Source organism: Maribacter ulvicola (genome assembly GCF_900155985.1).
GTDB classification, from domain to species: Bacteria; Bacteroidota; Bacteroidia; order Flavobacteriales; family Flavobacteriaceae; genus Maribacter; species Maribacter ulvicola.
The window spans coordinates 74642-94906 of sequence record NZ_FTMA01000002.1 but is presented as its reverse complement, the minus strand read 5'-3'; the positions used below and the strand labels follow the sequence as shown (position 1 = coordinate 94906).

Annotated in this window: 20 protein-coding genes and 1 riboswitch; of the genes, 10 read left to right on the top strand and 10 right to left on the bottom strand. The window is 34.2% G+C overall.

From position 1 onward, the window contains the following. Nucleotides 1-27: 27 nt before the first annotated feature. Entirely contained in the window at nt 28-684 is a 657-nt protein-coding gene (locus tag BW936_RS09060; RefSeq protein ID WP_076548078.1) for a TrmH family RNA methyltransferase, read from the bottom strand. Between the two features lie 47 nt (nt 685-731). Here BW936_RS09060 and BW936_RS09055 point away from each other — a divergent pair, with 47 nt between their 5' ends. After that, nucleotides 732-1418 (top strand): SIR2 family NAD-dependent protein deacylase, encoded by a 687-nt coding sequence (locus BW936_RS09055; RefSeq protein WP_076548077.1) that lies wholly within the window; start codon nt 732-734, stop codon nt 1416-1418. On the opposite strand, the gene BW936_RS09050 is transcribed toward BW936_RS09055, so the two are convergent. Continuing rightward, nucleotides 1387-1860 carry a heme-binding domain-containing protein gene (locus BW936_RS09050; protein ID WP_076548076.1) on the bottom strand — a complete coding sequence of 158 codons (474 nt, stop codon included), beginning with the start codon at nt 1858-1860 and terminating at the stop codon, nt 1387-1389. The genes BW936_RS09055 and BW936_RS09050 overlap by 32 nt on opposite strands. Nucleotides 1861-1893: 33 nt before the next feature. Between BW936_RS09050 and BW936_RS09045 the strand changes: the two genes are divergently transcribed. The 3 genes from BW936_RS09045 to BW936_RS09035 all read left to right on the top strand — a co-directional run bounded on the left by BW936_RS09045 (nt 1894) and on the right by BW936_RS09035 (nt 4929). Further along, entirely contained in the window at nt 1894-2448 is a 555-nt protein-coding gene (locus tag BW936_RS09045) for a hypothetical protein (RefSeq protein ID WP_076548075.1), read from the top strand. A 130-nt stretch (nt 2449-2578) separates the two neighbouring features. Further along, complete coding sequence (gene purB, locus BW936_RS09040) at nt 2579-3922, top strand: adenylosuccinate lyase (protein WP_076548074.1); 1344 nt, start codon at nt 2579-2581, stop codon at nt 3920-3922. A gap of 125 nt (nt 3923-4047) precedes the next feature. Further along, nucleotides 4048-4929, top strand: coding sequence for a mechanosensitive ion channel family protein (locus BW936_RS09035; RefSeq protein ID WP_076548073.1), 882 nt, complete (start codon nt 4048-4050; stop codon nt 4927-4929). Between the two features lie 150 nt (nt 4930-5079). Here the strand turns inward: BW936_RS09035 and BW936_RS09030 are convergent, their stop codons facing one another. The 6 genes from BW936_RS09030 to BW936_RS09005 all read right to left on the bottom strand — a co-directional run bounded on the left by BW936_RS09030 (nt 5080) and on the right by BW936_RS09005 (nt 8803). Then, a complete protein-coding gene (locus BW936_RS09030; RefSeq protein WP_076548072.1) occupies nt 5080-5889 on the bottom strand; it encodes a mechanosensitive ion channel family protein in 810 nt (269 codons plus the stop codon). A gap of 162 nt (nt 5890-6051) precedes the next feature. Continuing rightward, nucleotides 6052-6591 (bottom strand): DUF4252 domain-containing protein, encoded by a 540-nt coding sequence (locus tag BW936_RS09025; RefSeq protein ID WP_076548071.1) that lies wholly within the window; start codon nt 6589-6591, stop codon nt 6052-6054. Between the two features lie 68 nt (nt 6592-6659). Continuing rightward, on the bottom strand, nt 6660-7202 hold the full coding sequence (locus tag BW936_RS09020; RefSeq protein ID WP_076548070.1) for a DUF4252 domain-containing protein: 543 nt from the start codon (nt 7200-7202) through the stop codon (nt 6660-6662). Nucleotides 7203-7313: 111 nt separating this feature from the next. Beyond that, a complete protein-coding gene (locus BW936_RS09015) occupies nt 7314-7868 on the bottom strand; it encodes a DUF4252 domain-containing protein (RefSeq protein WP_076548069.1) in 555 nt (184 codons plus the stop codon). 1 nt (nt 7869) lies between these two features. Continuing rightward, nucleotides 7870-8307 (bottom strand): hypothetical protein, encoded by a 438-nt coding sequence (locus BW936_RS09010; protein ID WP_076548068.1) that lies wholly within the window; start codon nt 8305-8307, stop codon nt 7870-7872. Next, a complete protein-coding gene (locus BW936_RS09005; protein ID WP_076548067.1) occupies nt 8294-8803 on the bottom strand; it encodes an RNA polymerase sigma factor in 510 nt (169 codons plus the stop codon). The genes BW936_RS09010 and BW936_RS09005 overlap by 14 nt, the downstream gene beginning before the upstream one ends. A 212-nt stretch (nt 8804-9015) precedes the next feature. Here BW936_RS09005 and BW936_RS09000 point away from each other — a divergent pair, with 212 nt between their 5' ends. Continuing rightward, the gene (locus BW936_RS09000; RefSeq protein ID WP_076548389.1) at nt 9016-10551 is read left to right on the top strand and encodes a S41 family peptidase; all 1536 of its coding nucleotides are present in this window, start codon (nt 9016-9018) and stop codon (nt 10549-10551) included. A gap of 27 nt (nt 10552-10578) precedes the next feature. Further along, complete coding sequence (locus BW936_RS08995) at nt 10579-12048, top strand: S41 family peptidase (RefSeq protein WP_076548066.1); 1470 nt, start codon at nt 10579-10581, stop codon at nt 12046-12048. A gap of 191 nt (nt 12049-12239) precedes the next feature. On the opposite strand, the gene BW936_RS08990 is transcribed toward BW936_RS08995, so the two are convergent. Both BW936_RS08990 and BW936_RS08985 read right to left on the bottom strand, forming a co-directional pair. Then, a complete protein-coding gene (locus tag BW936_RS08990; protein WP_084182037.1) occupies nt 12240-13658 on the bottom strand; it encodes a Calx-beta domain-containing protein in 1419 nt (472 codons plus the stop codon). Between the two features lie 2 nt (nt 13659-13660). After that, nucleotides 13661-15487, bottom strand: coding sequence for a TonB-dependent receptor plug domain-containing protein (locus BW936_RS08985; RefSeq protein WP_076548065.1), 1827 nt, complete (start codon nt 15485-15487; stop codon nt 13661-13663). A 34-nt stretch (nt 15488-15521) separates the two neighbouring features. Then, a riboswitch (cobalamin riboswitch) is annotated at nt 15522-15728 on the bottom strand. A gap of 46 nt (nt 15729-15774) precedes the next feature. Here BW936_RS08985 and BW936_RS08980 point away from each other — a divergent pair. The 4 genes from BW936_RS08980 to rmuC all read left to right on the top strand — a co-directional run bounded on the left by BW936_RS08980 (nt 15775) and on the right by rmuC (nt 20230). Next, nucleotides 15775-16947 carry an ABC transporter substrate-binding protein gene (locus BW936_RS08980; RefSeq protein ID WP_317042884.1) on the top strand — a complete coding sequence of 391 codons (1173 nt, stop codon included), beginning with the start codon at nt 15775-15777 and terminating at the stop codon, nt 16945-16947. Continuing rightward, a complete protein-coding gene (locus BW936_RS08975; protein ID WP_076548063.1) occupies nt 16948-17976 on the top strand; it encodes a FecCD family ABC transporter permease in 1029 nt (342 codons plus the stop codon). Nucleotides 17977-17988: 12 nt separating this feature from the next. Then, entirely contained in the window at nt 17989-18774 is a 786-nt protein-coding gene (locus BW936_RS08970) for an ABC transporter ATP-binding protein (protein WP_317042886.1), read from the top strand. A gap of 112 nt (nt 18775-18886) precedes the next feature. After that, nucleotides 18887-20230: a DNA recombination protein RmuC gene (gene rmuC, locus BW936_RS08965; protein WP_076548061.1), complete on the top strand. Its 1344-nt coding sequence runs from the start codon at nt 18887-18889 to the stop codon at nt 20228-20230. Nucleotides 20231-20265: the final 35 nt, after the last annotated feature.

Here is a 20265-nt window from a genome sequence, read left to right as displayed (position 1 = left end):
TTTGTTGATTAACAAGTTAGCTATTTTTCAGTTAACAGTAGTATACCGTTGTAAAATATCATCTATACTTTTAATGGATTTTTTTGTCCAATCTAACCGCTTTTCCAAGATCTCTTCTTCTGTTAATTCCCACGCCACATCTGTAGCTTTTAATTGTGTCGTTAAATGTTGCAAAATAATAGCAGCGGAAACAGATATATTAAGACTTTCGGTAAAACCTACCATGGGTATTTTTAAATAGGCATCTGCATTTTCTAATACATAATCGCTCAAACCGGTTTTCTCTGTACCAAAAAATACAGCTGTTTTACCTTCTATTTTAAAATCTTGTAATAGTGAACTATCTGCATGCGGACTAGTAGCCACAATTTTATATCCTTTTTCTCGTAACGAATCTATTACCTGTTTTGAATTTTGATATCTTTTTATATCTACCCATTTCTGAGCTCCCATGGCAATTTCCGCATCTAAATGTTGACCGTTTCTATCCTCTATTAAATGAGCAGTTTGCACACCAAAAGATTCACAACTTCTTACAACCGCGCTAGTGTTGTGCATTTGAAATACATCTTCAACCGCAACCGTTAAAAAATTTGTACGTTGTTCCAATATATCTATAAAACGCTGCTTTCTGTTTTCTGAAATAAATTCTTCTAAATAGCTCAAAAGCTTCAAATCAATCATGCCCCCAAGATAAGAAAAGTATATTTTTATACATATTTAATTTTTTTATGAAAAATATTGTCGTTTTAACGGGAGCCGGAATTTCAGCAGAGAGTGGTCTAAAAACATTTAGAGATGCCAATGGGTTATGGGAAGGTCATGATGTTATGGAAGTGGCCACACCTGAAGGATTTGAAAACGATCCAGAATTAGTTTTAGAATTTTACAATCAAAGAAGAAGACAATTATTAACTGTTGAGCCCAATGTTGCCCACAACGCCTTGGTCCATTTAGAAGCAAGTTTCAATGTTCATATAATTACCCAAAATGTAGATGATCTCCATGAGCGTGCAGGCAGTTCCAATGTACTTCATTTACATGGTGAATTACTTAAATCTAGAAGTACTAATTCTACTGATGAAATCTTTGAGTGCAAGAATGATATTTTATTGGGTAACACCTGTAAAAATGGATTTCAATTAAGACCGCACATTGTTTGGTTTGGTGAAGCTGTACCTCTTTTGGAAAAAGCGATTGCAATTACTGAAAAAGCAGATTATTTGATTATTATAGGTACTTCTATGCAAGTGTACCCTGCAGCAAGTTTAATTGATTTTGTCGACCTTGCAACGCCAATTTATTTCATCGATCCAAAACCTGCCATCTCAAAATCTCATAAAAGAAATGTAACCATTATAGCCAAAACTGCAGTGGAAGGAACCCCTAATTTGGTTGCTTCCCTAATTGATAAATAATTCTAGTCTGCCTTACCCATTCTACCAATTTATTCACTTCATTGGCAGAAATAGCCGTGCCATTATGAAAAATAGTGTATTGGGATAATGGCATATTACCATTAACCACCTCTTCTTCTATCTCTTTTAATAGATTATCCTTTTTATCCAAAGAATAATTAGCCCAATCAGAAAAATTTAAATGCTCCTTACCCTCTTTAACATGATCTGCAAGCCAAAATGAAATAGGCGCTATATTATTATACCAAGGGTAATCTGTATGATTACTATGGCAATCATAACAAGAGGACTCAAATAAACGCTTAAGTTCTGGAGTAGGATTGGTTTGGTCTATAAAAGCCTCTGTATGGTTACCAGCGGCTATATTTTTTGTAGGACTGAAAAATTGCAGGGTTATGAATATAATGACTATACCTAGGCTAATTTTTTTTAGTAATTTCATATTTGGGGAAATAAAAAATAAAGATACAATTTTATGACAAAGGAAGAACTTAACGAAGCTCTGAATTATGTAAGCGCTGCTAGAGAAAACCGAAATAAAATGGCATCAAAAATTGAAGAATCTCCGGAGCTGGTTCCTAAACTTGTTGAGATAATAAAAGAAGATAAAGACCCGGTTTCATGTAAAGCAGCCTGGGTATTGGAAAATGTTGCAAAAAGAGATTTACAGTTTATTTATTTTAATATTCACCCATTTCTAAAAACCTTAAAGCATATTACACTAGAATCATCTATTCGCCCGGCTGCAAAAATTTGTCAACTCTTAGCATTAAACGAATTCTCTAAAAATTCAAAAAAAAGATTATCTGACAATCAACTAAACATCATTACAGAAGCTGCTTTTGATTGGCTAATTGGTGAACATAAAGTTGCCCCTAAAGCATATGCAATGACCACACTACTATTGATAGGAAAACAAATAAAATGGATTCATCCGGAACTTGGCCTAATTCTTAAACAAAATTATGACAACGGAAGTTCTGCATATAAGGCGCGTGCTAGAATAACATTAAAGGCTTTAGAGAAATAAGCCTCAAATTATTTAAAACCCTATATCCTTATTCACTAAATGCTATTTTTGACTACAACTTAAAGCTTTTTAGGTTTTAAACTTTGGCGCGTTTAGGTATATTTGCCCCTTACTAATTTAACTGTTGACTATGTCTCTTAATGCACTAAATGCCATATCACCTATTGATGGTCGTTATAGCTCTAAATCAAAATCGTTATCTGCTTATTTTTCCGAAGAAGCCTTAATAAAATATAGAGTAAGAGTAGAAATAGAGTACTTTATTGCGCTTTGCGAAATACCACTGCCTCAACTTTCTTCTTTTGACACCTCAAAGTTTGATTCCCTAAGAAAAATTTATACGGATTTTTCTACTGCCGATGCACAAGAGATCAAAGAAATAGAAAAAACCACAAATCATGACGTTAAGGCAGTTGAGTACTTCATAAAAAAGGCCTTTGACTCCTTGGGTATTTCTGCATATAAAGAGTTTATTCATTTTGGATTAACTTCCCAGGACATTAACAACACCGCTGTTCCGCTTTCTATCAAAGAAGCTATGAATGATGTGTATGTTCCTCAGTATTTTGAATTATTAGAAAAATTAGATGTTCTCGCTTTAGAATGGTCAACTATACCAATGCTTGCAAGAACACATGGTCAACCTGCCTCTCCTACCCGATTGGGAAAAGAAATCATGGTTTTTGTAACCCGTTTAAAAGAACAATTTAATCTATTGAACGATATACCTAGTGCATCTAAATTTGGTGGAGCTACCGGTAATTTCAATGCGCACTTGGTTGCATACCCTACTATAGACTGGAAAGCCTTTGGTCAAAACTTTGTTCAAGAGAAATTAGGGCTTCAACACTCATTCCCCACTACTCAAATTGAACACTACGATCATTTAGCCGCTTTATTTGACGGCCTAAAACGTATAAACACGATCATTTTAGATCTTGACCGCGACTTTTGGACCTATGTTTCCATGGATTACTTTAAGCAAAAAATTAAAGCTGGCGAAGTTGGTTCATCAGCTATGCCACACAAAGTAAACCCTATAGATTTTGAAAACTCTGAAGGTAACCTTGGAATTGCAAATGCTATTTTTGAGCACTTGGCAGCTAAACTTCCGGTTTCTAGACTACAAAGAGATTTAACCGATAGTACAGTTCTTAGAAATGTTGGTGTACCTTTTGCACATACTATTATAGCTTTTCAATCTACTTTAAAAGGATTGAACAAATTACTTTTAAACAAAGAGAAATTTGAACAAGACCTAGAGAATAACTGGGCGGTTGTGGCAGAGGCTATTCAAACCATATTAAGACGTGAAAGTTACCCAAACCCTTATGAAGCCTTAAAAGGACTTACACGTACTAATGAAAAAATTAACCAGAACTCTATTGCTAACTTTATAGATACATTAGAAGTTTCTAACGAGATTAAAAAAGAATTAAAACAAATTTCGCCTAGTAATTACACTGGTATTTAATCCAGTTTTAATGCATAAAAACTTTTATTTAGTTCATATACTCCATATCGCCCGTTTTGGGCGATATGCATTTTAGATTGTGCTTCTCATCATATATATTACCATGAACACAAAACTAAAATTGTATGCAAACAAATTTCTCAGTTGAAGAATCTGTAAGTAATCTATGGGATAAATTAGATGGTTGGTTAGAATCTATCATCTTAAAATTACCAAATTTCGCTATGGCGATTTTGGTCATGTTCTTGTTTTATTTTCTGGCAAGAGGTATACGTAAAATTCTTAAAAAAACCATTCTAAGAAAAATATCCCAAGTCTCTATTCAAGAAATAATTGCAAAAGTTGTATTTGTAGCTATTATTTTGATCGGATTCTTTATTGCCTTAGGCGTACTTGACCTAGATAGAGTATTAACTAGTATACTAGCAGGTGCAGGTGTTGTGGGGCTAGCAATTGGTTTGGCGTTGCAAGGAACCTTAAGCAATACCTTTGGCGGGCTTATACTTTCTTTCATGCCACAGCTTAAAATCAATGATTTTATCACTGCTGATGGTGTTTCTGGCTTTGTTACCGAAATAAGTCTACGAAACATTATTATAAAAAAACCAGACAATAATGTGGTGGTCATACCCAACTCAAAATTTATAGATGGGTCTTTCACCAATTACTCCATGAATGATAGAAATAGAATTTTTGTAAACTGTGGTGTAGGTTATGAAAGTGACCTACAAATGGTAGAAGACTTAACAATAAAAATCATTACTGATAATTTTAAGCAGAACGATCACGAAGATGTTGAATTCTTTTTTACCGAATTTGGAGATAGCTCCATAAACTTTATGGTTCGCTTTTGGACAGATTGCGTCAATGTGAAACAAGAACATGCCGCAAGACATAAAGCTATAAAAATCATTAAGAAACATTTTGACGAACGTGATATCAATATTCCATTTCCAATTAGAACAATGGATTTCGGAAAAAATAATTTACAGCTCATAAAAGAATAACATTTCACAGGACTAATCTAAGATACGTACGCAAGATTTGGCTTTATTTTAGAGAAATGCCGCACAAGCACAGAATCTTAATTATCACGTAAAATTTAAAAAGCCCGTTGAGCAAATTCAACGGGCTTTTAATCAACTAACTAGACTAATTTATTTATTAATTTGCACTTCGTGTGGGTAAGGAATTTCAATACATGCGCTATCCAACGCTTTCTTAGTTCCTTCAATAGTAGCAAAGTACACATCCCAGTAATCTTCTGGCTTACAGAAAGGACGTACAGCTAAATTCACCGAACTATCTGCCAATTCAGAAACGTTAACAGATGGAGCAGGATTCTGTAATACTTTTGGGTTAGCCACTAACATTGCCAATAATACTTCTTTTGTTTTTTGAAGATCAGACCCATAATCTACACCAACTGTAGTATCAACTCTAATTTTTCCTTCGGCAGTATAGTTTACTATGTTGCCGTTTGCCATAGCTCCGTTAGGTACTATCGCTAACTTATTCTCTGGTGTTACTAATTTCGTGGTAAATATTTCTATTTCCTTTACACTTCCAAGGACACCTTGTGCTTCAATTAAATCTCCAATTTTATAAGGTTTAAAGATGATCAGTAAAACACCTCCTGCAAAATTTGAAAGTGAGCCTTGCAATGCAAGACCTATTGCCAAGCCTGCTGCTGCAATAACCGCTGCAAAACTTGTAGTTTCAACTCCTAATGTAGAAATAACCGTGATAATTAAAAATACGGTCAGAACCCATTTTGCCAGATTTAGCAAAAACTTTCTTAACGATTCATCATACCGTTGTTTGGTCATTCCCTTATTTACAACTCCAATTATTTTCTTAATAATCCAAGAACCAATTATGTAGATTAAAAGTGCTAAAATAATTTTGGGACCAAACTCCATTGCTAATTCAATTCCTTTGTCAATCCATACTTGTGCATTTTCCATTTGTAATTTGTTTGTTTAGGTTGTTATTTAAATGTGCTCATTTATTATGACACCAGTTTTCTTGAATGGTCACAAAAAAATAGGGCAAACCACATTTTATACAAATAAAAAAACCCATTACAATTAAGTAACGGGTTGTTTTTAAAACATGTATATCCTTATCTAACCTTTAATTAGGTCCCCAAGTTTACCAAGTCCCTTTCCTTCAAAATCAGATTTTTCCATTGCATTAATTAGCTGTATAAAACTCGCAGGATTCATGTCATCACCTAACACCCTAACTAAAACCAACCCTTTTTCATCATTATCTCCATATATAACAAGCTCGTCAATGGTGTCATCATCTCCCTTTAACTGTATAGTCGCTTTTCCATAGGGCGTGTTCATTTTCATTAACTCACTGAAGTCATCTCCTTTAAGAATGGTCTTGATCATTTTTTTTTGAACAAAATAATCTTCCTCATTATCAGGTTTTTTTTGAAATGCTAAAATGTTCAACTTTTTCAAAGATGAAGCCGCTGATTTTTCAGACTCGGTCAAATTTGCTGTTTCTATATCTAAAAGACTAGAAGGCAAATCAAAAGACATAAAATTAGGATTCTCCGCACTGGCAATATAATACTGCTGTAAGCTCTGTTCTGATGAGCACGAGGAAATCATAAAACCAATTACCAAGAGTAATGCCCAATATACATTTTTCATATGATGTTTTTTAAAAATAGATAAAAGGCCTTCCAATGGTATGGAAAACCCTTTTTCTAGAATAATTATTATTTCCCTGATGCTTTATTGAGATCTTTAGGCAAATCCATTTTACTGGTTAAAGTCCCAATTTTATTTAAATCGATATCGCCGGTAAGACTGACCAAAACGGTTTCTAGCTTTCTTCCATTATGCCCTACTTCTACATTTTCCAAACCACTAACAAACATTAGTAATTCTGATACATGGTCTTTCTTTTTACCATCTTTAACATAGAACTTTACATTGACATCTTGATCTTTTACGCGCATTAATTCTTCTAATTTAGAAGACTTAAGATATTTCTTAACTGTTGATGACATGTCTGCCGAGACTGACGAATCTTCTGTCATAAATACCTTTACGTTTTTTAATCCGCTAGCCACTTCCAAGAATTCTTTCGCCTCTGCGTCGTCACTTATACTACCTAATTTAGAAACTAGATCGATCATACCCTTGTTTACAATGACCGCACCTACGTTATCCATATTTTCATACTTGTCAAATACAGATTGTGAAAAACCCAATGCGGGTAAAATTGCCATTAAAATTACTACTGCTACTTTTTTCATGATTGTTGTTTTTGTGCCTAACCATTATAAGGTTTCGGCGATTGATGATTTGATGAATACTTATTTTCTTACCTCTTCTAGAATTAGAGGGTCCGCACTTTTAATATGTTTTTAGTTCCCTTTCTTTGAAGCCTTACCTAACTGTTTACCTCCTGGTAAATCCATTTTATCGGTCAATTTAGATACTGATCTTAAATTGATATCACCAGTTAAAGACAGTAACACCGTTTCTAATTTTTTACCATTTACATCTATATCCATGTCCTTTAAACCGGTTACAAACATTAAGAGCTCTTTTACATGGTCACTGTCCTTGCCTTCCTTAACATAAAACTTCACATTAGAACTACCGTCACGAACCCTCATCAGTTCTTCAAAAGATGAGCTTTTAAGTCTGTTCGTTACCCAACCATCCACATCTTTAGAAATTGCGGGGTCTTCCGTGGTTATTACCTTAAAACTAGTAATAGAGTTTACAAGCTCAAAAAATTCTTTTGCTTCTGGATCATCTGAACTTACGCTCATTTTACCCAACATTTGAAACATTTTAGGCTGCATGGCAACAAAGGTCACTTTATCATTGTCCTCATACTTCTCAAATATATCTTGAGCATTACTAATTATTGGGGCTAACACCAAAAGTGTTAATACAAGTATCTTTTTCATTTTAATTATTTTTCGTTAAAAATTTATTCGTTGTTTTTTCAAATTCTTCTAAATGGTTCAATTGCTCCGTACCTTTATTAAAGTTCATTGCCAATAAGGCCAATGCCTCTTTTGCAGATTCTATTTCTTCTGGTGTATACTCATCTGCCAAAGTTTCCGGAACTGATGTAGGCTGATAAAAATAAAGACCTACCATAAAGACTGCTATAGCAGCAACGGATACCCATTTCAAATAGTTTTTTCTAGGTTTTAATGGTACCTGCTTTGTAAAGCGTTCTTCTTTTGCTTTTTTAAAGTAATTAAACAAAGGCGCGTGTTGCTCTAAATGAGGAGCAATCTCATCCCCTGAAAAATACGTTCTAAGCGTTTCTTCTTCAGCAACTGTTGTGGTCGCGTCAAAATACTTTTCTATTAATTTTTCTATGTTATGCAATTCCATAATTATGCTTTTCCATTAATTTTTCCCTCACGGTTTTTCGTGCTCTTGATAAAGTTACCCTTATAGCCGTAGGCTTCATATCCAATAGTTTTTCTATTTCTTCATACTCATACTGTTCAACATCTCGCAATTGTAATACCATTTTTTGTTGCTCAGGTAATTCTGCCATTATTCGCTCTACCCAATTAATACTATCTTTTGCTTCTAATTGACCTTGCAAAGAAGTACTGGAGTCTGTGTAATTACTATGTACCAATTTTAAATTCCCGGCTTGCTTGGATTTTAGTCTATCCAAACAAAAGTTCTTGGTCATTGTCATGGCAAAAGCTTCTACATTTTTATAGCTCTCCATCTTACTCTTCTTAGACCACAACTTTATTAAAATCTCTTGTGTTGCATCTTCAGCTTCTTCCGTAGAGACCAACAATCTTTTGGCCATGCGGAATAACTTATCTTTAAAAGGCAATACAATATTTAAAAACTCTGTTTGTTTCATTTTGGTTTGGCTGTTCGTAAACTTTCTTAACGGTTTACAAAATGAAGACGATACTAAACTAATTTTGTTACAGATAATTTTTATTTAAATCTCTTGTAAGTAAATTTAACATCCTTATACTAATTATATACGTACTTACTTAAATGTTTATTTTCAGTGTACCCATATGCATTCTAAATACCTAAATGCTGATAATTATAATTAAAAAAACTATGAAAAAATTTTTCCTGTCCCTCCTTTGTTTAGGAGTTATGATCACTTCTTGTAATAATGATGATGATACCGTCATTGAAGAAGAAGAAATTGAAACTCCTGATGAAGAGATCGTAGAAGTAGATATTGAGGTTCAAAACTTTTTTTGGCAAACCTTAAATCTCTATTATTTCTGGCAAGGTGATGTGCCAGATTTGGCAGATGATCGTTTTGATACACAAACAGCATATGAAGAATATCTTTCAGAAAATGAAGACCCTGAAGCCCTTTTAGAGAATAAATTATTGTTTTCTGAAGACCGTTTTACTTTTTATAGCGATGATTACACAACACTTGTAAACAGTTCTGCGGGTGTATCTAAAAGCAACGGACTTCAATTTGGTTTAGGCCGTATTGAAGGTACCGACGAAGTTTTTGGTTTTGTAGAATACATTGTTAAAAATTCTGACGCCTCTGGCAAGGATATTAAAAGAGGAGATTTATTTGTTGGCGTTGATGGTCAAACCTTGTATTCTGACAGAGACAACCCCGATGACAATAATCTAGACTTACTTTTTGGAGATAATGACACCTATGTTTTGAATATGGCAGAAATTGTCAATGGTGGTATTAGCCCTAATAACAAAAATGTTTCCCTGACCAAATTTGAAGGTTTGGTAGAAGATCCCATTCATGTAAGCAATGTTATTACTTCTGGTGATAAAAAAATTGGTTATTTAATGTATAATCAATTTATTGCTGGCTCTGAAGACGAAATGAATGCTGTATTTGCAGAATTTTTGTCGCAAGGCGTTAATGAATTGGTATTGGACCTAAGATATAACCTAGGTGGTAGAGGCTCTACCGCAGCAGTGTTAGCCAGTTTAATAAAAGGTACAAATACATCAGATTTACTTTTCAAAACGATTTATAATGCTAAATTACAAGCTGAGTTTGATAGTAGTTTTACTGATAACTTTTTTGTCAGTACAACAGGTACCAATGATAATAATTCTAACGCTGCCTTAAATACATTAAATTTAAACAGCGTATATATTATTGCTACAGAAGGTTCTGCTTCTGCGAGTGAACTAGTTATGGTAGGTTTAGCTCCGTATATGAATGTCATACACATTGGTGGTACTACGGTGGGTAAAAATCAAGGGTCGCTTCTATTTGTGGATGATCCGGAAAACGGGAATATTTATAGCCCAGAAAATGTTGATGACATTAACCCAAATGTACAATGGGGCTTACAACCTATTATTAGTAGAGTTGAAAATAGTGCAGGTTTCTCTGATTATGTTGATGGTTTAGTGCCTGATATTGAACTTTCTGAGGATATTACCAATTTAGGTATTTTAGGCAACGCCGACGAACCTTTATTTAAAAGAGCTATACAAGAGATTACTGGAATTAGTGGAAAAAGCAAGTCTGAAGCACTGATTCCCGCAAATTTAGTTTCTAGTTCCAAGCTTCATGACCCAAGAAATGCTACTTTACTATTGAACAATAGTGTTCCAAGTACTAAAATTCCTTTAGTTGAAAAGAAATAAATCTATAACATTTCAGTTTCCCTAATTATGAAAAAGATATTAATATTAGTTGTTGCTGCCATTGTATTTTCATGTTCTAAAGATGATAACCTGTCATTACCTAACACGGTTGACCCAGATGGATCTGCAGATGTAGTTGTCCAGGATTTTATGTGGAAAGCCATGAACTTTTGGTATTTCTGGCAAGAAAATGTTGATGATTTAGCTGACGACCGTTTTGAAAATACACCAGCAGGTAGAGCGGCATATACTTCCTTTCTTGATTCCGAAGATAATCCAGCAGCCTTTTTTGAGAATAAACTACAGTATATTCAAGATAGATTCAGCTTCTACAATGAAGACTATCGTGAACTAACCAATTCACTAGCAGGCATTTCTAAAAGTAATGGCTTAGAATTTGGACTTGTGCGTTTTCAAGACAGTCAAGAACTTTTTGGTTTTGTCCGTTACATTGTACCCAACTCAAACGCAGCTACGGTAGAAATTCAACGTGGCGACTTATTTACCGGTGTTAACGGCCAAACCCTGACTTCTACTAATTATACTAATTTGCTTTTTGGTGAAAATGACACATACACCTTAAATATGGCAGATTTCAACAATGGAAATATAACTCCAAACAATGTTGAAGTTACACTTACCAAAGAAGAAGGTTTAGCTGAAAACCCTGTATATCTTTCTAAATCATTTACAATTGGTGGTGAAAACATTGGGTACATTCTATACAATCAGTTTACCAACGAGTATGATGATGATCTTTATTCTGCCATAAAGGATTTAAAATCTGCAGGCATTACCAATTTAATAATGGACCTACGTTATAACCCTGGCGGCTCTGTAAATACAACGCGCTTGTTAGCTAGTATGATTTACGGTACAAACACCTCTGACCTCTTTTTAAGAAAGCGTTATAACGATAAGCTGCAAGAACAGTTCAACGACAATCAATTAGAGGTTTATTTTGCAGATAAGATAAATGGAGAAACTATAAATTCATTAGGCTTAACGAAACTGTATGTAATTACCACGGCAAGTTCCGCATCGGCAAGTGAACTGTTGATCAACAGCTTAGAACCATACATGGATGTAATTCAAATTGGTGATGTAACTAGGGGGAAAAATGAATTCTCTACTACACTAGTTGATGATCGTGACAATTCCTATCTATACACACCTTCAAGAGTAAACAATATTAATTCTGATAATCAATGGGCCATACAGCCTTTAATAGGTAGAAATGAAAACGCCGATGGTTTTTATGATTTTACTAGCGGCCTACAGCCAGATCATGAGCTAAAAGAAGATTATAGCAACCTGGGTATTTTAGGCGAAGAAAATGAACCCTTGTTGGCCAAAGCAATAGCAATTATAACAGGAGCTACAGGTAAACGCGATTTTACCGTTAAATACCCAATCAATATTATAAGCAGCTCTAAAGAAAACAGCCTTATGAGCGATAAAATGATTGATGACACGGTTTATGACTTAGCGTTTTAAATTTAATTGAATACTTTATTTAGAAAGAAGGCTACAATATTGCGCTAATGAATACAAGTTTTCTTGAAGCCATTAAAGGATTAAAAAAAGCTGAACAATAATAACATTGTTCAGCTTTTTTTTAATTAATTAAATCTTATGATAATCTTTTATATCGATTATTTTGGATCGTACATTTTTTTAATTACAACTTATCTTGCTGCTGTTTCGTTATAATATATTCCTGCTGGAATGATAGAAAGTGTTTTAGAGGCGAACAAGGTATTATCCGATAAATCATAAACCTCTAAAGATCCATTACTAACAAAATCTTTAGCATCTACGCCATAAAGTTTACCATCAATAACAGCCATGTCATAAAAGCGAAGACCTTCAATTTCTGCAGTCGTTGGCAATACACTAGCTGTAGTATCCATAGCATATACAGACCCTCCAGAGTAATAATAAAGCGTAGCTCCTTCAATTTCTAAACTACCTGGATGTTCTGTAACCGCATAATTCATTGTTGTTGTAACTGTATTATCTGAAGTATTAATTTTATCTATTTGTCCGGCAGTCTCATTTCCGGTCCAAGCTGGATTTCCACTTGATAATACCCAAAGGTTTCCACTATCATCTATTTGCATTGAATTAGGGCGATCACCCACTGTAATGGTCGTAGTAACAGAATTTGTTGTAGCATCGATTACAGTAACTCCGTTATTTTGATTGAAACCTCCTTGGAGCGCTACATAAATCGTATTATCCTTCGTTATAATTTTCTCTGGTCCTTCAGCTACCGATATAGTAGACTCAACGGTATTTGTTTCTAGGTCAATCACAGCAACGTAATCATCGTCAGGATTAGAACCGTCTCCCCAATTCGTAACATACCCTTTACCATTAGCTATAGCCATATAACGAGGGTTTAAAAAATCCGTCTCGTTTGGACCTCCAATAGTGGTAACAGATTCAAAGGTATAACGATTTACAACTTCTATCTTTTGAGAACCATTCATTACGATATAAGCCATATTTTCATGAAAAGAAATACTTTGTGCAGTGTCTCCTAATGCATCTACATCATTTACAGTTTTAAAAATACCGTTTTCCACTGTCGTTAAATCACCCGAAACAAAAGAAATAGAAGCATTTCCTTGCGAAAAATTGCCTTCATGAGAAACCAATATTCCATTTTCAAAAGGGTAAGAATCATTATCCGTAATAGTTATTATTAAGGAATTATTAGCTCCTATAATATCCTCATCATTACTAGTAGATGTAATAGTTAAAATTACCTCTTCAGAAGATTCTACCTCTGTATCATCAATTAGAGTTAAACTTTCTACTATTGTTGTTTCTCCAGCTGGTAAAACTACTGACCCGGCCAAAGATTGATAATCTTCCCCTTCAGTCGCTGTTCCTGTTAATTCATAATTAATGGTTACATCTGTAGCATATACGCTAGATGTACTGATTGTTATTCCGATCGTTCCATCCCCCTCATCATAACTATCGTTTGTTGTAGATATTCCTATTGTTCCTGGTGTTGGCATATCGTCATCATCACTACAAGATATGAGTATAAATGAGGCCAAAGCCGCTGTTAGCATAAAGTGTTTCAATTTCATTTTTAAAAATTTAGTATTAATTGTGTTTGTATATTCCTGTTGGGCATTGGACGCAATGCTACGTTTTCGTAATACGTATTAAACACATTGTTAATCGTAACTCCTATGGTGTATTTTAAATCTTTCTTCAATATATCAGCCGAATAAGTTACTCCAAGGTTAGAAACCTCATATTCTTTTAATTCCCCACCGATAATAGATACAGAACCATTAAACAAATGTTGGTAAAATAAATTTAAGTCCGCTATTCTATATTCTAATGTACCATTTGCCTTATGGAATGGCACATAAATTAACTGCTCATTAGTACTTTTATCTTCTGAGACAGTATAGGCATAATTTGCCTTAATGCCTACCTCTTGGTTTTTACCTAAAGGATAATCTACTTCTAATTTGGCCTCTGCCCCATAAATTTCAACATCGTTTATATTAATCGGAGACCAAAATCCTTCATTATTAGGCAACCATTTAATCATATCTTTAGTTGAAATATAATAACCATTGTATTGCAAAGAAACACCACCAATATTTAATATATTGCCAAAATCTACTTGGTATGATTTTTCAGGATTAAGATCTAAATTTCCACCAGGTTGCCAGTATAAATCATTAAAAGTAGGGGTCCTAAAATTTTTTGATGCATTTATCTTAACCTTGTAATTGTCGGTAAGACTATATTTACCGTCAAACGAAAAAATCAAAGGACTTGAGAAATCTGAAGAAAAATCTTGCCTAACACTCAAGTTGTAAACAAGATCAGAAGAAATAGTATGCTTAATAAGTGCTGTTGCAGAAAAATCATCCCTTTTTGGACTTCCAAAACTATCTCCCGCACCTTTATAGTTATTATACTCTAAAAAATAGTTGACCCTAAAGAATTTAGAAAGTTTATAATCTGAAGAATATCTTGCCAAAAAATTAGACACCTTCCCTAAAGAATTAATAGCTACATCTTTATTCTCAAAATATTTAAATTCTTCTTGCAAGTAGGCTAGTTTTACTTTAGATGTCGCTTTTGCCCCAAAATGCCCCCACTCTACTTGCGTTCTGTAATGGTTATCTTTATACTTACTTCTGCCTAAAAACACTAAAGTTCCCGACAAATTTCTATCACCGATAAAAGTTTGATGATATAATTTCAACACTTGATTTTGAGAAAGAACATAACCTATATTCCAATTTAAATTTAGATTTTCAAACGCTCCGTTCCTATTCTCTTCGTCTGTATTTAAATACTTATAGTTATTATCCGATGCATTATAATTTACCCCTAAACTGTAAGAAATTGATTTACTACCATAACTCTGATTATAATTTAGCTTTTTTGTATTATAACTTCCATAACCAATAGAAACCTGATTATCAAAGTGTTCCTTAAATAATAAATCGCTATTTAAATGTATACTACCTCCTATAGCACCTGAACCAAACTGTACGCTTCCACCACCACTACGAATACTTACAGAGTTGTAGTTAAATGGGTTTATTGTATTAAAATCTACTTGTCCGTTTAACTGTGAGTTTATATTAATACCATTCCATACTACCACGGTATGCGAAGCATTGGTTCCTCGAAAGGCAGGAGAAGAAACCATTCCAAATCCATTCTCTTTAAAATAAATGTTAGAATTAAAAGCCAGTAATGAAGTAAGAAGGCCGTTAGTACGCTGTATAATACTATCTTGCAATACAGTTACTTTATACCCCTCAGCATACTGTTTAACTCTAGTATCAGACACAACAACTTCATCCAACTTTAAAATGGAATCTCGTTGTGCATAACCTACAGTAGCACAAAATATTAATACTATTGAAATTAACTTTTTCATCACAACAAAGACTTTTTACCCGAAAGTCTATCGAATCTATATTAATAATTTGGCAGGTCTCCTGACTTACGTACTACTATTTACCTTCCCATTAAACTAATAACAGTGGTATTGAAGAAATAGGAGCCATCTTTATAAAAAAGACTAAGCTTACAGTTGCGGGAACAGTTCTAGATTTTCACTAGATTCCCTTTTAATCTCATCAGCAAAAGCAATGAAAACCAAAATTCACGACGAAAGTAAACATTTAGTTTAATCTTTCTAAGTAAACTTTTATAATACTACTTTTGAAAAATAGACGAAATACCACCATGTTTAAACGCCTACTACTTATTAGTTACCTTGTTTTGTTATGCGGATGCAAGCAAGAGAAAAAGGAAACCACATTCATTGATGCCAATGTTAGCACTACTGCAATACAATATGCCAATGGTTTTACCATAGAAACCCAAAGTAACGGCATTACCATCATCAACATCTTAAAACCATGGGCAAATGCAGAAACTACCCATACATATGCTTTGGTTCCTAAAGAAATTCTAGCAAGTGTTACCTTAGACAAAAATGAATATGATGCCATAATTTCCACCCCTGTTGAAAATATTGTGGTAACCTCTACTACGCATATTCCCGCTTTAGAAGAATTGGGTGTTTTACATCAGCTTATTGGCTTTCCTGATACCAAATACATTTCTTCTTTAGCAGCAAGAAAATTAATAGACGACGGAAAAATTAAGGAATTAGGCGTCAACGAAAATATAAATATAGAAGCTGTTTTGGAATTGCAACCAGACCTCATCTTCGGCTTCGCCATTAATGATGGCAATAGTACCTATGAAACTATACAAAGGGCTAATATTCCTGTAATATATAATGGCGATTGGATAGAAGAAACTCCCTTGGGAAAAGCGGAATGGATTAAATTCTTTGCTCCTTTTTTTAACAAAACCAAAGAAGCCGACGCTATTTTTAATAAAATTGAAACAGCTTACCTAGAAGCCAAAAAACTAGCTGCTGAAGTTGAAAACAAACCCACTGTATTAAGTGGAGCCATGTACAATGATGTTTGGTATTTACCCGGTGGAAAAAGTTGGGCTGCAAATTTTCTAAAAGATGCCAATGCAAATTACCTATGGAGCTCTACGGATGAAAACGGAAGTCTTTCTTTAAGCTGGGAGAGTGTCCTTGATGTTGGGCAAAATGCAGAGTTTTGGATCGGACCTGCACAATTCGCCACTTACCAAGAAATGGAAGCATCAAGTCTTCATTATATACAGTTCGATGCCTTTAAAAACAGAACCATATTTACCACCGCAAATACAAAAGGAGAAACTGGAGGAACTTTATACTATGAGCTAGGACCTCAAAGACCAGATCTTGTTCTAAAAGATTTAATCCATATTTTACACCCTGGATTATTACCCAATTATGAACCTTATTTTTTTAAACCACTGCTTTAATTGTCAAAACAATCTACATATAGCTTTCATTTTATAACCTTGCTGGCAGTATTGCTTCTTTGCTTTATTTTAAATATTTGTCTAGGCTCTGTTAGCATTTCGTTTCTTGAAACCTTAAAAGCATTATTTGGAACGGTTACTGAAGATGCTTCTTATTATATTATTTGGGAATATAGACTACCAAAAGCAATAACTGCCATATTGGTTGGTGGCGGGTTATCTCTGAGTGGACTGCTTATGCAGACCCTATTCAGAAATCCATTAGCCGGGCCCTATGTACTTGGTATTAGTTCTGGTGCAAGTTTAGGCGCAGCGCTCTTAATTATGGGGACTTCGCTATTTTCTGGAGCGTTTGCTTTTTCAACCTTCAATGACATTACACTGGCCATAGCATCTAGTCTTGGTTCATTCTTGGTTTTATCACTAGTTCTGGTAGTTGCCGCTAAAGTTAAAGATACCATGGCATTATTGATTATAGGGCTTATGTTTGGGAGTATTACCGCTGCTATTGTTAGCGTACTTTCTTATTTCTCCAAAGCTGAAAAACTGCAGCAATACATTTTTTGGTCTTTTGGGAGCTTGGGTAATTTATCTTGGACGCAATTACTCATAGTAGTTTTATGCACGCTAATAGGAATTTTTCTCAGCATTATATCCATAAAACCCTTGAATGCTTTTTTACTAGGTGAAAATTACGCTAAGAGCTTAGGCGTAGGTTTACAAAAATCACGGTACATAATCATAGTAGCCACAGGCTTACTTGCTGGATCTATAACCGCCTTTGCCGGTCCTATTGCTTTTGTAGGTTTAGCCGTGCCACACATTACCAAACAACTATTTCATACCACAGATCATAAAATTCAAATACCTGCTGTACTTTGTTGTGGCGCCATTTTAATGTTACTGTGTGATACTATTGCGCAGTTACCTGGCTCGGTAAGTGTTTTACCAATTAACGCAATTACTAGTATTTTTGGTGCACCGGTGGTAATTTGGCTGTTGATTCGTAAAAGAAAAATGATATTTTAATTTAAAACTGACATCATCGCTAAAAGCACATCACATAGTACCCTTTTCATCAACAACTTATCCGTTGGGTATGATGATAACCTTGTTGTACCTAATATTTCATTTGAATTACGGAAAGGAGAACTTGGTGCTATTGTTGGTATCAACGGAATAGGAAAATCTACCTTATTACGGACCTTAGGTAACTTTCAACCAAAGATTTCCGGTTCTATAGAAATTGATGGAAAAGAATTATCTTCTTATGATGAATTACAAATAGCTTCTAAAATAAGCGTAGTTCTTACGGAACCTATTGCTTCTAAAAATCTATCGGTGTTTGAGTTGTTGGCTTTGGGCAGACAACCCTATACCAATTGGATAGGTACATTGGCAAATAAAGATATTTCCATTATCAACAATAGTATAACGCTTTTAGAATTAGCACCATTTTTAGATAAAAAGTGTTTTCAGCTTAGCGATGGTCAATTACAACGTGTACTCATTGCACGTGCCCTAATTCAAGATACAGATGTTATTTTGCTTGATGAGCCTACTACCCATTTAGATCTGTACCACAAGGTTCAAATTTTAAAACTGTTGCAATCTATTGCACACGAGACGAACAAAGTAATTTTGTTTACAAGCCATGAAATTGAACTTGCTATCCAATTATGTGATAAAATGCTGATTTTAGATGGAAGTGAGAATGCATTCAATGAGCCATGCAAATTAATAAAAAACAAAAATTTTGATTCCCTCTTCCCTGCCGATACTATTTCTTTTGATGCAAATACCGGCTCTTTTAGAATAAAAAAGTAGAGATTCTGATAATTATACGAGACGCCATCTGTAATTATAATTAAAAACAGACCGGCTCATTTAAACTTTAATACCCAATCAAGTATCTTTACCAGATTACTTTTAAACACCAATGAACGAAATTTATATGTACTTCATCATCGGAATCCTTTGTCTTGCCATAGGATATTTTTTGGGTAATTATATTCAACTCTTAAAAACAAAATCTCGGCAAAGCACTTTAGAGGAACGTGAGCAGCAAATGCTTAATAATCTTTCTGTTTTTCAAGATAGATTAAAAGAGAGTGAGACACAAAAAGTACAACTACAGTCAGATAAAGAGCTATTAGGCAATCAGATTGTTCGTTATCAAGCAAATGTAGAAAATTTGCAACTTAAGAATAGAGAACAGAAAGAAGAAGTTGAAAAGCTTCAAGAGAAATTCACCAAGGAATTCGAAAATCTTGCCAATAAAATACTGGAAGAAAAAAGTTTAAAATTCACCGAGCGCAATGAGAAGAACATTAAAAATATTCTTACGCCGTTAAATGAAAAAATTCTTCTTTTTGAAAAAAAGGTTGAAGAAAGCCAGAAAGAAAACATTAGTATACATTCTGCTTTAAAAGAACAGTTACTAAATCTACAAACCCAAAACATAAAAATTACCCAAGAAGCAGAGAACTTGACCAAAGCCTTAAAAGGTGACAGTAAAATGCAAGGAAATTGGGGCGAGCTGGTTTTGGAGCGCGTTCTAGAAAAATCAGGATTAGAGAAGGATCGCGAATATCTTGTGCAACAGAGCTTTACTCGTGAAAATGGTAGTCGGGTTCTACCAGATGTTATCATCAATCTACCAGATGGTAAGAAAATGGTGGTAGATTCTAAAGTATCCTTAACCGATTACGAGCGCTATGTCAATGCCGAAGATGATTTTAAAGAGAAGTTTTTAAAAGACCATATCAATTCATTAAGAAGGCATGTAGACCAATTGTCCGCTAAGAAATACGAAGACTTGTATGAAATGGAGAGTCCAGATTTTGTTTTAATGTTTGTCCCTATTGAACCTGCATTCGCTTTGGCTATAAATCAAGATAGCTCTTTATACAATAAAGCTTTTGAGCAAAATATTATTATTGTTACACCTTCAACACTTCTTGCTACCTTACGCACCATAGATAGTATGTGGAATAATGAGAAGCAACAACGAAATGCTATTGAAATTGCACGGCAAGCTGGTGCACTTTATGATAAATTTGAAGGCTTTGTTGGTGACCTAATGAAAGTAGGCAAAAAAATGGACGATGCTAAAGATGAATACCGCGGCGCTATGAATAAATTAGTTGATGGCCGTGGCAATATTATCACATCAATTGAAAAACTAAAAAAGATGGGTGCGAAAGCAAAAAAATCAATTCCGGAATCGCTAATCAATCGGGCGATTGAAGATGACGACTTTGATGAAGCACCTAAATTTTAATTAAAAACCCAACTATTAAGTATATTAAAAACAAA

Excerpts from the sequence above, each read along its gene's own strand:
- BW936_RS09035 (WP_076548073.1), top strand. The coding sequence starts at position 4,048 with ATGCAAACAAATTTCTCAGTTGAAGAATCTGTAAGTAATCTATGGGAT.
- BW936_RS08995 (WP_076548066.1), top strand. The coding sequence starts at position 10,579 with ATGAAAAAGATATTAATATTAGTTGTTGCTGCCATTGTATTTTCATGT.
- BW936_RS09020 (WP_076548070.1), bottom strand. The coding sequence starts at position 7,202 with ATGAAAAAAGTAGCAGTAGTAATTTTAATGGCAATTTTACCCGCATTG.
- purB (WP_076548074.1), top strand. The coding sequence starts at position 2,579 with ATGTCTCTTAATGCACTAAATGCCATATCACCTATTGATGGTCGTTAT.
- BW936_RS09060 (WP_076548078.1), bottom strand. The coding sequence starts at position 684 with ATGATTGATTTGAAGCTTTTGAGCTATTTAGAAGAATTTATTTCAGAA.
- BW936_RS09015 (WP_076548069.1), bottom strand. The coding sequence starts at position 7,868 with ATGAAAAAGATACTTGTATTAACACTTTTGGTGTTAGCCCCAATAATT.
- BW936_RS08985 (WP_076548065.1), bottom strand. The coding sequence starts at position 15,487 with ATGAAAAAGTTAATTTCAATAGTATTAATATTTTGTGCTACTGTAGGT.
- rmuC (WP_076548061.1), top strand. The coding sequence starts at position 18,887 with ATGAACGAAATTTATATGTACTTCATCATCGGAATCCTTTGTCTTGCC.
- BW936_RS08990 (WP_084182037.1), bottom strand. The coding sequence starts at position 13,658 with ATGAAATTGAAACACTTTATGCTAACAGCGGCTTTGGCCTCATTTATA.
- BW936_RS09000 (WP_076548389.1), top strand. The coding sequence starts at position 9,016 with ATGAAAAAATTTTTCCTGTCCCTCCTTTGTTTAGGAGTTATGATCACT.
- BW936_RS09045 (WP_076548075.1), top strand. The coding sequence starts at position 1,894 with ATGACAAAGGAAGAACTTAACGAAGCTCTGAATTATGTAAGCGCTGCT.
- BW936_RS09055 (WP_076548077.1), top strand. The coding sequence starts at position 732 with ATGAAAAATATTGTCGTTTTAACGGGAGCCGGAATTTCAGCAGAGAGT.
- BW936_RS09010 (WP_076548068.1), bottom strand. The coding sequence starts at position 8,307 with ATGGAATTGCATAACATAGAAAAATTAATAGAAAAGTATTTTGACGCG.
- BW936_RS09050 (WP_076548076.1), bottom strand. The coding sequence starts at position 1,860 with ATGAAATTACTAAAAAAAATTAGCCTAGGTATAGTCATTATATTCATA.
- BW936_RS09030 (WP_076548072.1), bottom strand. The coding sequence starts at position 5,889 with ATGGAAAATGCACAAGTATGGATTGACAAAGGAATTGAATTAGCAATG.
- BW936_RS09025 (WP_076548071.1), bottom strand. The coding sequence starts at position 6,591 with ATGAAAAATGTATATTGGGCATTACTCTTGGTAATTGGTTTTATGATT.
- BW936_RS09005 (WP_076548067.1), bottom strand. The coding sequence starts at position 8,803 with ATGAAACAAACAGAGTTTTTAAATATTGTATTGCCTTTTAAAGATAAG.